Below are 14898 nucleotides of genomic sequence, written 5' to 3' on the forward strand. Positions count from 1 at the left end.
AGGCTCGACGAGCCTGACCGGTTCGTCTGATCAGGCAGCCCGCGCCGCGGGCCGCTTGCCGCCGAAGCGGCGCTTGTTGTTGCCCTTGAAGGCCTTGGCGCCTTCCGGCTTGCGCTCGCTTGCACCCGCAAAGGCCGGCTTGTCACCAAAACGCTTCTTGGCGAAGCCGTTGTTCTGGCCACCGGGCCGCCTGCCGTCGCGACGGCCATTGCGGTCGTTGCGATCATTGGCGGGCTCGAAGCGCTCGTTCTTTTCGGCCGGATTGCGCACCGGATCCGGGCTGCCGAGATGGTCGGCAACGATCGGCAGCTTGCTGCGGATGATGCGCTCGACCTGACGCAGCTTGCTGTTTTCGGAAGGATCGCAAAGCGTGATGGCGATGCCGTCCATGCCGTTACGGCCGGTACGGCCGATGCGGTGGACATAGCTTTCGGCCTCATCCGGCAGGTCGAAATTCACCACATGGCTGATGCCGGGAACGTCAATGCCGCGCGCCGCGATGTCGGTCGCCACAAGAATGCGCACCGAGCCCTCGCGGAAATCGTTGAGCGCCTTCTGGCGGGCGTTCTGCGACTTGTTGCCGTGGATGACGGCGGCCTTGAAGCCGTCGCGTTCGAGGTCCTTGGTCACCCGGTCGGCGCCATGTTTGGTGCGCGAAAAGATGATGACGGACTTCATCGCTTCGTCGGCGAGCATCGTCGACAGCACCTGGCGCTTCTGCTTGGTGCGGGCAAAGACAACGCCCTGCACGATTTCGGCAGCAGCGGTGCTCTGCGGCGCGACTTCGACGCGGATCGGGTTCTTCAACAGGCCCTTCGCCAGTTCGGCGATTTCATTGGGCATGGTGGCCGAGAACAGCACCGTCTGACGGTCGGGCGCGGTCGCCTTGGCGATCCGCTTGACGTCGTTGATGAAGCCCATGTCGAGCATGCGGTCGCCCTCGTCGAGCACCAGCCATTTGGTGTCGGAAAGGATGAGGTCGCCCTCGCGCACCAGGTCGGTCAGGCGGCCGGGCGTGGCGATCAGGATGTCGACGCCGGGCGCAACCTTCTTCACCTGGCTGAAGCGCGAGACGCCGCCAAGCACGAGAGCGGTTGAGACATGCGCGCCCTTGGCGAGGATCTTGATGGTGTCCTCGATCTGGACGGCGAGTTCGCGCGTCGGCGCCAGGATCAGCGCACGGGTGGTCTTGGCCCGGCGCTTGGTGCCGAGCGCGATGATCTTCGACAGGATCGGCAGCGCGAAGGCCGCGGTCTTGCCGGAGCCGGTCTGGGCGATGCCGAAGATATCACGGCCTTCCATCTGCGGCGGGATCGCCTGCGTCTGGATCGGCTTCGGCTCGGTGAAGCCGGCGCCATGCGTCGCCTTGAGCAGCGCGCCGGTGATCCCAAGAGCTGCGAAACCGGTAAGGTCCGCAGTGGTGCCGGTCGAGATTGCGTTACCGGCTGAGGTGTTTTCGTCGGTCAAAATAGTCTTCTTTCACGCGGTCTTGGCCGCAAACATCGATGGCGGCAGGGCGCAACCTGCCGTCGAAAAATTTGATATGAAACGACAAGGCGGGCGGACGGTAACGTCCACTCGGCTGCGCTGTCGTGCCCGCAGGCGTCATGCCACGGGGCTCTTTCGCCACTTCGTGATGTATCGGAAAGAGAGGCCGATATACCGGAAAGAGGGAAAACAGACGCAACCAGTCTCATTTGTCGAGAAGGCCGGAATCTCCGGCCCAAGCGCCTATGGGCTGCATATGGCTGAGTTCGCTCCGGAATGCAAGGGGCCACATGTTGCAGCGCAATAATCGAGGCCGAAAGCGGCGCTTGCACACGCCTGCAGGCATCATTACCACAAATGCAGCTGCCATTTCTGGAGACCGAGCGATGAAGGACGTGCTGAAGGAACTCGAGCGCCGCCGCGAGATCGCCCGCATGGGTGGCGGCCAGGCCCGCATCGACGCCCAGCACAAGAAGGGCAAGCTGACGGCGCGCGAACGTATCGAGGTCTTTCTCGACGAAGGCTCGTTCGAGGAGTTCGACATGTATGTCGAGCATCGCTCGACCGACTTCGGCATGGAGAAAACCAAGATCGCCGGCGATGGTGTCGTCACCGGCTGGGGCACCGTCAATGGCCGTCCGGTCTATCTCTTCGCCAAGGACTTTACCGTCTTCGGCGGCTCGCTGTCGGAGGCGCACGCCGAAAAGGTCATCAAGGTGCAGGAGATGGCGCTGCGTAATCGCGCGCCGATCATCGGCATCTACGACGCCGGCGGCGCCCGCATCCAGGAAGGCGTGGCGGCGCTAGGCGGCTATGCCGAGATCTTTCAGCGCAACGTGCTCGCATCCGGCGTCATTCCTCAGATTTCCGTGATCATGGGCCCGTGCGCCGGCGGCGACGTCTATTCGCCTGCGATGACCGACTTCATCTTCATGGTGCGCGACACCTCTTACATGTTCGTCACCGGGCCGGATGTGGTCAAAACGGTCACCAACGAGACGGTGACGGCCGAGAGCCTTGGCGGCGCGTCCGTCCACACGACGAAATCCTCGATCGCCGATGGCGCCTACGACAATGACGTCGAGGCGCTGTTGCAGATGCGCCGGCTGGTAGACCTTTTGCCCGCGTCAAATACGTCGGAGCTTCCTGAGATCGAGTGCTACCAGTCGGTCACCGACCATGATCTGTCGCTCGACCGGCTGATCCCAGACAACGCCAACAAGCCTTACGACATCAAGGAGCTGATCCTCAAAGTTGCCGATGAAGGCGATTTCTTCGAGATCCAGCAGAACTTTGCCAAGAACATCGTCACCGGTTTCGGCCGCGTCGAAGGCCGCACCGTCGGCTTCGTCGCCAACCAGCCGATGGTGCTGGCCGGCGTGCTCGATTCCGACGCAAGCCGCAAGGCGGCGCGCTTCGTGCGCTTCTGCGACTGTTTTTCCATTCCCATCGTCACCTTCGTCGACGTCCCCGGCTTCCTGCCCGGCACCGCGCAGGAATATGGCGGCCTGATCAAGCATGGCGCGAAACTCCTGTTTGCCTACGCCGAGGCGACCGTGCCGAAAATCACGGTCATCACCCGCAAAGCCTATGGCGGCGCCTATGACGTGATGGCCTCAAAACATCTGCGCGGCGATATGAACTATGCCTGGCCGACGGCGCAGATCGCGGTGATGGGGGCGAGAGGCGCGGTCGAGATCATCTACCGCAAGGATATTGGCGACGCCGAAAAGATCGCAGCTCACACAAAGGCTTACGAGGACCGTTTCCTGTCGCCCTTCGTCGCCGCCGAACGCGGCTATGTCGACGAGGTGATCATGCCGCATTCGACCCGCCGCCGCATTGCCCGGGCACTGCGCATGCTGCGCAACAAGGACATGCAGAACCCTTGGAAGAAGCACGACAACATCCCGTTGTAACATCCAATGTCGCGACTGATCATCAGCGCCGGTCGGCGGTTTGGCAGGTTCACGGTCCTGTTTTTTGTTGTTCCCGCTCTCATCATCTTCTGCGTCTGGATGTCCCTGCTCGACAACCATCCAATCTGGTTTATCGCCAGCGGCTTCGTCGTCATGCCGATCGCCACCACGGCCTTGGCATTTCTGTTCGGCACATTGTTTGCGGGCTTCCGACGCAGCAAGATCAAAGGCGTCAGTGAAGCAGAAGCGCCCGGCCTGTGGGCGCTGTGGCGGAGCGTCGCCGGACCGCACCGTGCTGCGCGCACGGTTGTCATACTAGAGGGCAACCTGAACGCCAGCGTGCGCGAAGAGCGCACGCTTCTCGGCCTTCTCGGCAATCGGCTGTTTCTAACCATTGGCATCCCTCTCCTCGCAGTGACCGATGAAAGAGCGCTTGCCGCGATCCTTGCCCATGAGGACGCGCATGTGCGCAACAAGGATACCAATGGCAGCCTCAATCTCGCTGAGTTCGAAAACGGTTTCGGATTTGTCTTCGAGTATGCCCCGCCCGGAACCACGATCACAGGCAGCCTGCTCCACGCCGCTATCGGCTGGCTGTCGCAATCGTTCGAGCGGGAAGAAATCCGGCTTTCGCGCGAAGCGGAGATCAAGGCAGATCGTCACGCGGCATCCTCCGGCGACGCCGAGCACGCCGCACGCGCGCTGTTGCTTCTTGCCACGGCAGACGTGCATTTCACGGAGACGGTCTATGACCCTTTGCAGCATGAATTGCGAGGTGCTTTGCGTCCGCCGCGACCGCCGCTCGAGCGCATGCTGGAAGCTGCCGGCCAGCTGCGAGAACCCATTTGCCTCGATGTTTGCGCCCGCAAGGCGTGGGCAAGCCCGGATGACGCAAAGTCCACCCATCCATCATTGGCTCAACGGCTGGCGGCGCTTGGCTACACGGAGCCGCCCGACCTGGACCCGATCGCCGTGACCGCGCTCTCGACGCTGCTGAACTCGAGCGTAGCACAGCGCCACATTTCGGAATTCGACACCAAATGGACTGCGCGGATGGAAGACTATCTCCAGCGCTGAACTGGTGGTCGCCCAACTCGCAGGCTCACTCCTCTTCCGCCGCCCCGAACCCCGCATCCCTGGGGGCGCTGGTCGCGCTCGCCCAGGGCGTCGCGTGATTATCGATGCGCATCTGGAAGATGAAATAGGTCGGCGAGCAGTAGCCGATGCCTTTCACCTTGGCAGCACCCGGCGTGTCCGGCGGCAGCGACTGGCACATATAGTCCTCGCGGCAGAAATGATCAGCCGAGCAGGCTGGACGGTTGCCGCGGTTGACCGCGCCGCCGAGGCACTGGTCGAAATTGTTGGTGGCGACGCAGGTGTCGAATTTCTTGCCGCCGACCATGCCGCAAATTTCCGATGGCATCGGCTTGCCCGTCTTGAATGCGGCGAAGCTGCGGTCCTTGTCGTCGCAGGCGCGATAAGCGATGCCTGCCGGTACGCCGATTTTCGGTGGCCGGCAGGTGTAGGCGGTCCGCGAAAAGGTCGGCGCAAAAGCCGCGAACTGGCCGGTGATCTTGTAGCGGTCGTTGAACGGCTGAGACGGGTTGCTGGCGATCGACCCGGTCAGGCAGGGATGGCCCGAAAACATCTTTGGACTGTCCGTGGGCAACAGACATTGCGCCAACGCGGTATGCACGCCTGAAGCCGTCGCGAGCGGCGTGCAGACGGTGCCGCCACCGCATTGCCAGGTCGCGCCGAAGCGTTTTGCATCATCCGGCATCAGGCACGGCATCGCCATCTCGGCCGGGGCGTAGTCGACATCGCCGGCATCGGTCCATGTCGCTGGCGGCGCGAAGGACAGCGGCCGGTAGCGGTTCGGCTCCTTGCCTTCTTCCGTCGCGCGCAGCCAGGCCTCACGTCGCGGAATCTCGGCATGGAGATGCGGCGAGATGCCGACCTCGATCCGGTTGAGAGGCGACGTCGTTTTGTCGTCGAGGCCGATGAAGTGAAAGCCGGCCGTCGAGCCCGCCTGGTGGCAGCCCTGGCAGGCGCCATTGTCCAGCCGCTCGACCAGCGCCTCCGGTGTCCGCACCAGCTTTAGCGCCGCATAGTCCAAGCCGGCGAAATCCGCTGGCTGGAACAGCGGCGTGAACGGATGGTTGGCCCGTCTCGCGCTGCCGAAGGTCGACCACGAGATGATTTTCTTCGCCAGGAATTCGTCGGGGATTTCGTAGACGCCGAGATCGACCGCCGCGACATTGGCGCTGACGTAGTCGGCGAGCCCCTTCTTGAGTGCAGCATCGTCGGAGAGCCGCGCGACGTCTGGCGTATTCTCCAGCGGATTCTCGCTGACGGTAGCGCCATCGATGCCGAAGATCCGCATCAGATAGGCCGCCTGCCCGCCGAACTCGGTCTCCTGGCCCGAGGGAAAGCGCACCACTTGCGCGTTGAGTTCGAGCTGTTTGAAAGTCAGTTCCTCCGGTGCCAGCGGCCCGCCGACCAGCCAGCCGGCATCGACGTTTTCGTCGATCTGCGGTGTCCAGCGCCCGGCAACGCCGACGCAGCCGCCATCGGCATCCGGCGCCACGCTGTAGACGGCGTTGAAATTGAATGGCAGCCGCGATGCCAGAACCTTGCCGTTCTTGCGGAAACTGTAGGCCAGGCGATAGACAAAGCGCACCTCGCCACAGCTCTTGTCACCTTGCAGCGCGGTGAAGTCACGCCGGTCCAGCCGGTTGACGACGCCGACCAGGCGGAAGCGCGCGGCCTCGGTCTTCAGCCAGCGCATATCCATGATGCGGCCGACATTGCCGTCGGTCACCTCGTAGAGCGTGCGCCCGCCGGCCTTTATCTCGGCCCGCAGCGTGGCAATATCGGCCGCCACCATGTCGACAACAGCACGATAGGCCGGCACCTCACTGTAGAGCGTCTTCAGATCGTCCGCGCCGTCGACGGCGAAAATGCCGGCGAAGCCAAACCCCTTGGCATCGAGGGCGGCGAGCACCGCCGGATCGTCGACGATGGTCACCGGCTGCTCAGCGCGCACGCCATGCGAGGCGAACAGCGCGATGATGGCTGCAATGGCGAGCGCGAAACGCTTCATCCGATCGGCACCTTCTGCCGCGCCTCGACAAGTTCACGCAGCACCGGCACCAGCGCCAGCGGCAGATCCTCGGCGATCAGACCCGGTCCGAAGCGGCTGCCGGCCTCGGCATGAATCCAGACCGCTGCGCAGGCGGCCTCGAATGCCTGCAGGCCCTGCGCCAGCAGCGCGGCGACAATGCCCGCCAGCACGTCGCCGGAACCGGCGGTGGCGAGCCATGGTGCACCATTGGCGTTGATCACCGCGCGGCCGTCCGGCGCCGCGATGACGGTGTCGGCGCCCTTGTAGACCATGATGGCGTTGGCTCGTTCAGCGGCTGCGCGCGCCTTGGCGAGTTTCGACTGCTTCTTGTCCTTCGCGATGTCGGGAAAAAGTCTGGCGAATTCGCCTTCATGCGGCGTCAGCACCAAAACCGCCGCCAACGGGAGCAGCGCGGCGTCGAACAGGGCCTGAGGCTGATGCGCCAATGACGTGATGGCGTCAGCATCCAAGACAATGGCAGGGCGCTGAATTCCGAATGAACTCGTCGACGTGCGGTTTAGGTCAGCGACCGTCGCGATCAATTGCAACGCGAAATCCCCCACCTTGGGTTTCGGCCCGAGCCCTGGTCCGAACACAAGTACTTCGGGGTGCCTCGCCGACAAAAATTCCTGCACTTCCTCCATCGAACCGGCCTCGCGCAGCATGATCGATGTCAGATGCGCGGCGTTTACCTGCATGGCATTTTCAGGCGAGAGCACGGTCACCGCCCCTGCCCCGGCTCTGGCTGCAGCCATCGCCGACAGCCGCGCCGCACCTGTCGCGCTCGGCCCGCCGGAAAAGACGCTGACGTGGCCGCGCTTATACTTATGTGTATCGACCGCCGTTTTCGGAAAACTGTATAGCCAGAAGTCAGGCGTGTTCTCGAACGTCTTGATCTTGAACTCATCGACGATCGCATCCGGAATGCCGATATCGGCGACGATGATCTCGCCGCAGAGGCTGCGCCCCGGCATCAGCAGATGGCCGGGCTTTTTCCGCACGAACGTCACCGTCACGTCGGCCTTGAAATAAGCGTTGCTCAAGCCGGTCTCGCCCGACACGCCAGAAGGCAGGTCGATTGACACCACAGGCACGCGCTCCGCCGCGGCCAATCCTGAGACGGCAGAGGCATGCAGGGATATCTTCTTCGACAATCCCGCACCATAGAGCGCGTCCACGACGACTTCACCCGGTTCCGGGTAGCAGTGTCCGATGTGCTCGACCGGCAGATTGCAGGCCTCGGAAGCTCGCGCCGCATCACTCCCGGGCTTCTGCTTGCCTTCGGCCCAGAGCGCCACATTCACACCAGCCTCGGCCAGCAACCGCGCTACAACATAGCCGTCGCCACCATTGTTGCCGGGGCCGCACAGCACGTGCACGCGGCTTGCTGCGGGATAGCGTGCCAGGACCACAGCAGCGACCGCTTCGCCGGCGCGCTGCATCAGGCCATAGCCGTCGAGCGGACCGGCCGCGATCGCCAGCCGGTCGGCCTCGCCCATCTCGGCCGGCGACAGGACTTCATTGCTCATGGATTGCCGATCCCGCATTTCGTTCAAGGCCGACCCCTTTGTCCCTATCGAGCATTGTCCAGTTTCGGATTCGAAGCAAACGGCCAGGTGCTGCGTTGGCGTGCGGCCAATCCTTTCGCAGACTGGTGCCACGGATCCGCGCGGGCCTGCAAAATGCGCAATCTGCCTAATTATCGTGCAGACGCCCGAAGCGGCAATGTGTAGGCTTCGGGCAGCTTTGCCGCAGCCGAAGCAGAGGATGACGCGAATGTGCATCCCGGCGCGGCGCGGCATTGGAATTGCGCGAAACCGCTTCGCGTGGGCTGAAATTGGCACGGTTCGTGCTTGATGGAGGCGCAAGCGGGGCGCACAACCCGTTTTTTTGGCAGTGGAGGCCACTTTTTACATGAAAAAGATCGAAGCGATCATCAAGCCGTTCAAGCTAGACGAAGTGAAGGAAGCGCTTCAGGAGGCCGGTCTGCAAGGCATTACCGTCACCGAGGCCAAGGGCTTTGGCCGCCAGAAAGGCCATACCGAACTCTATCGCGGCGCCGAATATGTCGTCGACTTCCTGCCCAAGGTGAAGATCGAAGTCGTGCTGGGCGACGACGCCGTCGAAGGCGCCATCGAAGCCATCCGCAAGGCGGCGCAGACCGGCCGCATCGGCGACGGCAAGATCTTCGTCTCCAATATCGAGGAGGTCGTTCGCATCCGTACCGGCGAAACGGGGATGGACGCCGTCTGAGCTTTCTGATTTCAGATTAACGTCTCCTCGAAACGTCATCACACAGGGAAGAAACGACATGACGACAGCCAAAGACATCATGAAGCAGATCAAGGACAACGACGTGAAATTCGTCGACCTGCGCTTCACCGATCCGAAGGGCAAGCTGCAGCACGTGACGATGGATGTCATCGAGGTCGAGGAAGACATGTTCGCCGACGGCGTCATGTTCGACGGCTCCTCGATCGCCGGCTGGAAGGCGATCAACGAGTCCGACATGGTGCTGATGCCCGATGCGGACACCGTCCACATGGATCCGTTCTTCGCCCAGTCGACCATGGTCATCCTGTGCGACATTCTCGATCCGGTCTCCGGCGAATCCTACAACCGCGATCCGCGCGGCACTGCCAAGAAGGCCGAGGCCTACATGAAGGCCGAAGGCATCGGCGACACCATCTATGTCGGCCCCGAAGCCGAGTTCTTCGTCTTCGACGACGTCAAGTACAAGGCCGATCCCTACAACACCGGGTTCAAGCTGGACTCGACCGAACTTCCGTCCAATGACGACACCGACTACGAGACCGGCAATCTCGGCCACCGCCCGCGCGTCAAGGGCGGCTACTTCCCTGTGCCGCCGATCGACAGCGCGCAGGACATGCGCTCCGAAATGCTGACCGTGCTCGCCGAAATGGGCGTGCGCGTCGAAAAACACCATCACGAGGTTGCCGCTGCCCAGCACGAGCTCGGCATCAAGTTCGACACGCTGGTCCGCAACGCCGACAAGATGCTGATCTACAAATATGTCGTGCACCAGGTCGCCAACGCCTATGGCAAGACGGCCACCTTCATGCCGAAGCCGATTTTCGGCGACAACGGCTCGGGCATGCACGTCCACCAGTCGATCTGGAAGAACGGCAAGCCGACCTTCGCCGGCAATGAATATGCCGGCCTGTCGGAGTCGTGCCTGTTCTACATCGGCGGCATCATCAAGCACGCCAAGGCCATCAACGCCTTCACCAACCCGCTGACCAACTCCTACAAGCGCCTTGTGCCTGGCTATGAAGCCCCGGTGCTGCTCGCCTACTCCGCGCGCAACCGTTCGGCCTCCTGCCGCATTCCGTTCGGCTCGTCGCCGAAAGCCAAGCGCGTCGAGGTCCGCTTCCCCGATCCGGGCGCGAACCCCTACCTCGCTTTCGCCGCCATGCTGATGGCCGGCCTCGACGGCATCAAGAACAAGATCCACCCGGGACAGCCGATGGACAAGGATCTTTACGATCTGCCGCCGAAGGAACTGAAGAAGATTCCGACCGTCTGCGGTTCGCTGCGCGAAGCGCTGCAAAGCTTGGACAAGGACCGCGGCTTCCTGAAAGCCGGCGGCGTCTTCGACGACGACCAGATCGACAGCTATATCGAGCTCAAGATGGCCGAAGTGATGCGCTTCGAAATGACCCCGCATCCGGTCGAATACGACATGTACTATTCGGTCTGAACGATAAGCCTCAGCGACAAGGAAAAACCCCGGTCGTCAGTTCAGACGCCGGGGTTTTTGTTTGACCAATAGCAGACCGTAGACGTGGTAGCAGCAGGCTACGGCGCAGGCTTACGAAGCCTGCGCCGCTATAGATGCTTAGGCAGCCGCCGAAACCTGCGCGCTGGTCGAAACCTCCGCGATGGTCTTCAGGATCTGCGAAGCGATCTGGTAGGGGTCGCCTTGCGAGTTCGGACGGCGGTCTTCCAGGTAACCCTTGTAGTCATTGTTGACGAAGGAATGCGGCACGCGGATCGAGGCGCCTCGGTCGGCGATGCCGTAGCTGAAGCGGTTCCACGGAGCGGTCTCATGCTTGCCGGTCAGGCGCTTGTCGTTGTCCGGGCCGTAGACGGCGATGTGGTCCATCAGGTTCTTGTCGAATTGAGCCATCAGCGCTTCAAAATAGGCCTTGCCGCCGACTTCGCGCATATAGGCGGTCGAGAAGTTGGCGTGCATGCCCGAGCCGTTCCAGTCGGTGTCGCCGAGCGGCTTGCAGTGATACTCGATGTCGATCTCGTACTTTTCGGTCAGGCGCTGCAAGAGATAGCGGGCCATCCACATCTGGTCGGCGGCCTTCTTGGAGCCTTTGCCGAAAATCTGGAATTCCCACTGGCCCTTGGCCACTTCGGCGTTGATGCCTTCATGGTTGATGCCTGCTGCGAGGCAAAGGTCGAGATGCTCCTCGACGATCTGGCGCGCGATCGGGCCGACATTCGAATAGCCGACGCCGGTGTAGTACGGGCCCTGCGGCGCCGGATAGCCGCTCTCGGGGAAGCCGAGCGGACGGCCGTCCTTGTAGAAGAAATACTCCTGCTCGAAGCCGAACCAGGCGCCTTCGTCGTCGAGGATGGTGGCGCGCTTGTTGGACACATGCGGCGTCACGCCATCTGGCATCATCACTTCGCACATCACCAGCACGCCATTGCTGCGGGCCGGATCCGGGAACACGGCGACCGGCTTCAGCACGCAGTCGGAGCTGTGGCCTTCGGCCTGCTGCGTCGAAGAACCGTCGAAGCCCCACAGCGGCAGCTGCTCGAGCGTCGGGAACTCGGCGAACTCCTTGACCTGGGTCTTGCCGCGAAGATTGGGGACCGGGGTGTAACCATCGAGCCAGATATACTCGAGCTTGTATTTCGTCATTCTAGAGCCTCTCGTTGCTTGATCACCGAACCTGGATGACGCCGGCGCGCCGAGCCATCCAGCAGCCCAGCTGCCGGTCGATAAAATGCAAATCGTGTGCCACTTCAGTTGGTCAGGGTGCGGCAAAAATGCCCTTTCATCCCGCCGGTGATGGCAAGCCGCCTAAGCAATGCGCCCGGATCAATCAAAGGCAGAATTTGCTTAAATAACAGGCAAATGCAGATCTTTCTTTAGGCATCTTGCCTAAAAGGATTGCAGGACCTACCTTGATGGAAAGATGAATCGAAGAGCCTCTCCAGAAGAAAGGAGACCGACCATGGAAATCACCTCAGCCCGTCCGTCGGCCAAAATCCTGATATTCCCGGCGGCATCGCGTGTAACTGCCTCAAATTTAGGCGTAAAGGCCAAGTTTGCGGCAGAGCTTGCTTCGCTGCGCGATCACCCGCTTGCCCATGGCGAGGCCTGGTATCATGAGGCCGCCATTGCGGAGGCCGAACAGCCTCGCAAGAGCTAGGCGTCTTCCGCGCTGATAGATCGAACAGGCCCACAAATCAAAAACCCGGCGCGATCGCTCGCGCCGGGTTTGTGTTTGATACAGAGCCGTCGGCTACTGCTTGGTATGCAGGTCGGTGCCGAGCGTATCCCTGACGAAGATCATGCCGATGATCAGCGTCACCGCCGCGATCACCACCGGATACCAAAGGCCGTAATAGATATCGCCCTTGTAGGCGCTGAACGCGAACACGATCGCGGGCAGCAGGCCGCCGAACCAGCCATTGCCGATGTGATAGGGCAGTGACATGCCGCTGTAGCGGATGCGTGTCGGGAACATCTCGACCAGGATCGCCGCGATCGGCCCGTAGACCATGGTCACGTAGAGGACCAGGATGAACAGGATGCCGATGACCTTTGCCCAGTTGACCTGTGCGGGGTCGGCAAACATCGCGAAGGCGCCCGCTGCCGGAACGCTGTAGACGGTCACCTCGGTGGCGCCCGCGGCTTCGTCCTTGGTCAGCACCTTGTCCTTGATCGCCTGTTCGGTCGGGACTGCGGTCTTTTCGCCGGCGCGGATGGCTGCCGCGTCGAGCTTCAGTTCAGGATTGGCCGCGACAAAGGCGTCGAGCTTCTGGTCGGCAACCTTGGCGGCAGCACGCTTCAGCGGATAACCGCCACCCTGAAGCGCGAGGTTGATACCCTTCTTGAAGGCAGCGTCACTGGCAGCCTTCTTGTCGCCCGCGGCCTTGGCATCATAAGACGCCACGGTTTCGCTGCCGATCATGACACTCGCCGGGGTCCCCGCCGCCGCCGTCGAGACGATGTCGTAAGGCACCGAGTTCTTGGCAAGGAAATCGGTCGCGATATCGCACGAACTGACCGGTACACGCGTGCCGGTCGGATTGAACTGGAAGTTGCAGTCTCCCGGAGCCGCCGTCACCGTGGCGCGCGTGTTCTGCTGTGCGGTGGCGAGCGCCGGATTGGCGGCCCAGGTCAACGCCTTGAACAGCGGGAAGGTGGTGACGACCGCCAGCGCAAGGCCGGCCATGATGATCGGCTTGCGGCCGATCTTGTCGGACAGCCAGCCGAAGAAGACGAAGAAGCCCGTACCGAGTGCCAGCGCAATGGCAATCATGATGTTCACCGACTGCGCGTCGACCTTGAGCACATTGGCCAGGAAGAACAGTGCGTAGAACTGACCATTGTACCAGACCACGGCCTGACCGGCGGTGAGGCCGAACAGCGCCAGGATGGCGATCTTGGCGTTTTTCCATTGGCCGAAGGCTTCCGACAGCGGCGCCTTGGAACTCTTGCCCTCCTCCTTCATGCGCAGGAAGGTCGGCGATTCCGAAAGCGACAGCCGGATCCAGACCGAAATGCCGAGCAGGATAGCCGAGACCAGGAACGGAATGCGCCATCCCCAGGCGTTGAAGGCGTCCTTGCTTACCGAATTCTGCACCAGCAGGATGACAATCAGCGACAGGAAAAGGCCGAGCGTCGCCGTCGTCTGGATCCATGAGGTGTAGAAGCCGCGACGGTCATCCGGCGCATGTTCCGCGACATAGGTCGCGGCGCCGCCGTACTCGCCGCCAAGCGCCAGGCCCTGCAGCATGCGAAGCGCGATCAACAGGATCGGCGCCAGAATGCCCAGTGTCTCTGAGCCCGGAAGCAGGCCGACAAGGAAAGTCGACAGACCCATGATCATGATGGTGACAAGGAATGTGTATTTGCGGCCGACGAGATCGCCGATGCGGCCGAACACCAGCGCGCCGAACGGGCGCACGATGAAGCCGGCGGCGAAGACCAGCAGCGTGAAGATGTAGCGGGTGCTTTCGGGAAACGAGTTGAAGAAGGTCAAGCCGATCGCGCCGGCCAACGCTCCGTAGAGATAGAAATCATACCATTCGAAAACCGCGCCCAGCGAGGAGGCGAAGATGACCTTCTTCTCCTCTCGTGTCATGCCGCGGCTGGCTCCGCCGGCGGTCGATGCCAATGCCATTGAACTGTCCTCCCGTGAATCGTCTGCCTTCGATGCTGGGCGTCATCGTCGGCGTTCCCTCCGAACGCGACTCGAACCCGACATCGGCGTAAAAAATGACAGAAAGCGACCGCCGGAGGCAGACAGACCTTGGATTTATGACTTTGGTATTAGGTGCAGCGCGGCAAAAGGCCGAGGATCAGGTCTTCAGCGCATCGAGCAGGCCGACGGCCGCCATCATGTCGCGCTTGCGGGCCGAGCGGCGTGCGACAGCCTCGGCATCCTGGCCCCAATGCTCGATCTGCCAGTCCTCGTCGACATGGCCGGCGGCCCAAGCCGCATCGCCATCGAGCGCACCGTAATCGACCGCCAGCGCCAGCAGCGCCGACCCGGTCAGCGAAGTCATGACATGGATTGCGGCCAGCCGCAGCGGCTCGGCACGCTGGGCAAGATGGGCGCCGAGGACGGCGATGCTTTCGCGCGGCTGCTCGACATGGATGATGCCCTCGGCGAGATTGAACCGAGCCCCTAATGTCGCCCTCGCCCAGTCGATCACCGGATCCCAATGCTGGTTCTGCCGCTCGACCAGCCGCTGCGGCGCGTCGGCGCGGTAGCAGGTCAGATCGGACGAGGCGAACCGCAAGACGTCCTCCAGCACCGCCTGCGGGTCGCTGGCGACGCCGTCGATGGCGGTGTTGACCAGACGCAACACCGGCATCGTGACCGGGTCGATGGTCTCGCCCTGTGCAGCGAACTCATTGGCGACCAGGGCGGCGGCCTTCTCGGTCGGCAGCGCCAGCAGCGCCTTGCCCGGCGTGCGCACCGGCTTGCCGTCGAGATGGACGGCAAAACCGTCTTCCACAGCTGCGACCGACACGTCCTTGTAGAAGCGCTTCGGCAGGTGCGTCTTCATCTGGATCTGCGCGCGGCGCACCGGATCCGGATCGGACAGATGCTTTCCCGCTTCGAGGTCGTTGAGGATGTCACGCATGGT

The 14898-nt window shown here is 62.3% G+C and carries 11 protein-coding genes; 5 read left to right on the plus strand and 6 right to left on the minus strand.

Features of this window, described 5'->3' with window-relative positions:
* Positions 1–30 precede the first annotated feature (30 nt).
* Entirely contained in the window at positions 31–1467 is a 1437-nt protein-coding gene (locus X727_RS137540; RefSeq protein ID WP_023835256.1) for a DEAD/DEAH box helicase, read from the minus strand.
* Positions 1468–1874: 407 nt separating this feature from the next.
* Here X727_RS137540 and X727_RS137535 point away from each other — a divergent pair, with 407 nt between their 5' ends.
* Positions 1875–3407 carry an acyl-CoA carboxylase subunit beta gene (locus X727_RS137535; RefSeq protein ID WP_023734050.1) on the plus strand — a complete coding sequence of 511 codons (1533 nt, stop codon included), beginning with the start codon at positions 1875–1877 and terminating at the stop codon, positions 3405–3407.
* Positions 3408–3413: 6 nt separating this feature from the next.
* Positions 3414–4484 carry a M48 family metallopeptidase gene (locus tag X727_RS137530; RefSeq protein WP_023835257.1) on the plus strand — a complete coding sequence of 357 codons (1071 nt, stop codon included), beginning with the start codon at positions 3414–3416 and terminating at the stop codon, positions 4482–4484.
* Between the two features lie 25 nt (positions 4485–4509).
* Here the strand turns inward: X727_RS137530 and X727_RS137525 are convergent, their stop codons facing one another.
* Positions 4510–6510: a hypothetical protein gene (locus tag X727_RS137525; protein WP_023835258.1), complete on the minus strand. Its 2001-nt coding sequence runs from the start codon at positions 6508–6510 to the stop codon at positions 4510–4512.
* Positions 6507–8060, minus strand: coding sequence for a bifunctional ADP-dependent NAD(P)H-hydrate dehydratase/NAD(P)H-hydrate epimerase (locus X727_RS137520; RefSeq protein WP_023835259.1), 1554 nt, complete (start codon positions 8058–8060; stop codon positions 6507–6509). Before X727_RS137520 ends, X727_RS137525 begins: the two co-directional genes overlap by 4 nt.
* A 385-nt stretch (positions 8061–8445) precedes the next feature.
* Between X727_RS137520 and X727_RS137515 the strand changes: the two genes are divergently transcribed.
* Positions 8446–8784, plus strand: a complete 339-nt coding sequence (locus tag X727_RS137515; RefSeq protein WP_006205430.1) for a P-II family nitrogen regulator — start codon at positions 8446–8448, stop codon at positions 8782–8784.
* A gap of 58 nt (positions 8785–8842) precedes the next feature.
* Positions 8843–10252 (plus strand): type I glutamate--ammonia ligase, encoded by a 1410-nt coding sequence (gene glnA / locus X727_RS137510; protein ID WP_023672775.1) that lies wholly within the window; start codon positions 8843–8845, stop codon positions 10250–10252.
* 138 nt (positions 10253–10390) lie between these two features.
* Here the strand turns inward: glnA and X727_RS137505 are convergent, their stop codons facing one another.
* The gene (locus X727_RS137505) at positions 10391–11431 is read right to left on the minus strand and encodes a glutamine synthetase beta-grasp domain-containing protein (RefSeq protein WP_023688423.1); all 1041 of its coding nucleotides are present in this window, start codon (positions 11429–11431) and stop codon (positions 10391–10393) included.
* A 316-nt stretch (positions 11432–11747) separates the two neighbouring features.
* Here X727_RS137505 and X727_RS137500 point away from each other — a divergent pair, with 316 nt between their 5' ends.
* Positions 11748–11945, plus strand: coding sequence for a DUF2735 domain-containing protein (locus X727_RS137500; RefSeq protein WP_023688422.1), 198 nt, complete (start codon positions 11748–11750; stop codon positions 11943–11945).
* 93 nt (positions 11946–12038) lie between these two features.
* On the opposite strand, the gene X727_RS137495 is transcribed toward X727_RS137500, so the two are convergent.
* Both X727_RS137495 and X727_RS137490 read right to left on the minus strand, forming a co-directional pair.
* A complete protein-coding gene (locus X727_RS137495) occupies positions 12039–13925 on the minus strand; it encodes an MFS transporter (RefSeq protein ID WP_023682590.1) in 1887 nt (628 codons plus the stop codon).
* A 178-nt stretch (positions 13926–14103) separates the two neighbouring features.
* Positions 14104–14895: an ATP12 family chaperone protein gene (locus tag X727_RS137490; RefSeq protein WP_023755197.1), complete on the minus strand. Its 792-nt coding sequence runs from the start codon at positions 14893–14895 to the stop codon at positions 14104–14106.
* Positions 14896–14898: the final 3 nt, after the last annotated feature.

Source organism: Mesorhizobium sp. L103C105A0 (assembly GCF_000502215.1).
In the GTDB taxonomy this organism is placed as follows: domain Bacteria; phylum Pseudomonadota; class Alphaproteobacteria; order Rhizobiales; family Rhizobiaceae; genus Mesorhizobium.

Excerpts from the sequence above, each read along its gene's own strand:
- X727_RS137535 (WP_023734050.1), top strand. The coding sequence starts at position 1,875 with ATGAAGGACGTGCTGAAGGAACTCGAGCGCCGCCGCGAGATCGCCCGC.
- X727_RS137530 (WP_023835257.1), top strand. The coding sequence starts at position 3,414 with ATGTCGCGACTGATCATCAGCGCCGGTCGGCGGTTTGGCAGGTTCACG.
- X727_RS137525 (WP_023835258.1), bottom strand. The coding sequence starts at position 6,510 with ATGAAGCGTTTCGCGCTCGCCATTGCAGCCATCATCGCGCTGTTCGCC.
- X727_RS137520 (WP_023835259.1), bottom strand. The coding sequence starts at position 8,060 with ATGAGCAATGAAGTCCTGTCGCCGGCCGAGATGGGCGAGGCCGACCGG.
- X727_RS137515 (WP_006205430.1), top strand. The coding sequence starts at position 8,446 with ATGAAAAAGATCGAAGCGATCATCAAGCCGTTCAAGCTAGACGAAGTG.
- glnA (WP_023672775.1), top strand. The coding sequence starts at position 8,843 with ATGACGACAGCCAAAGACATCATGAAGCAGATCAAGGACAACGACGTG.
- X727_RS137505 (WP_023688423.1), bottom strand. The coding sequence starts at position 11,431 with ATGACGAAATACAAGCTCGAGTATATCTGGCTCGATGGTTACACCCCG.
- X727_RS137500 (WP_023688422.1), top strand. The coding sequence starts at position 11,748 with ATGGAAATCACCTCAGCCCGTCCGTCGGCCAAAATCCTGATATTCCCG.
- X727_RS137495 (WP_023682590.1), bottom strand. The coding sequence starts at position 13,925 with ATGGCATTGGCATCGACCGCCGGCGGAGCCAGCCGCGGCATGACACGA.
- X727_RS137490 (WP_023755197.1), bottom strand. The coding sequence starts at position 14,895 with ATGCGTGACATCCTCAACGACCTCGAAGCGGGAAAGCATCTGTCCGAT.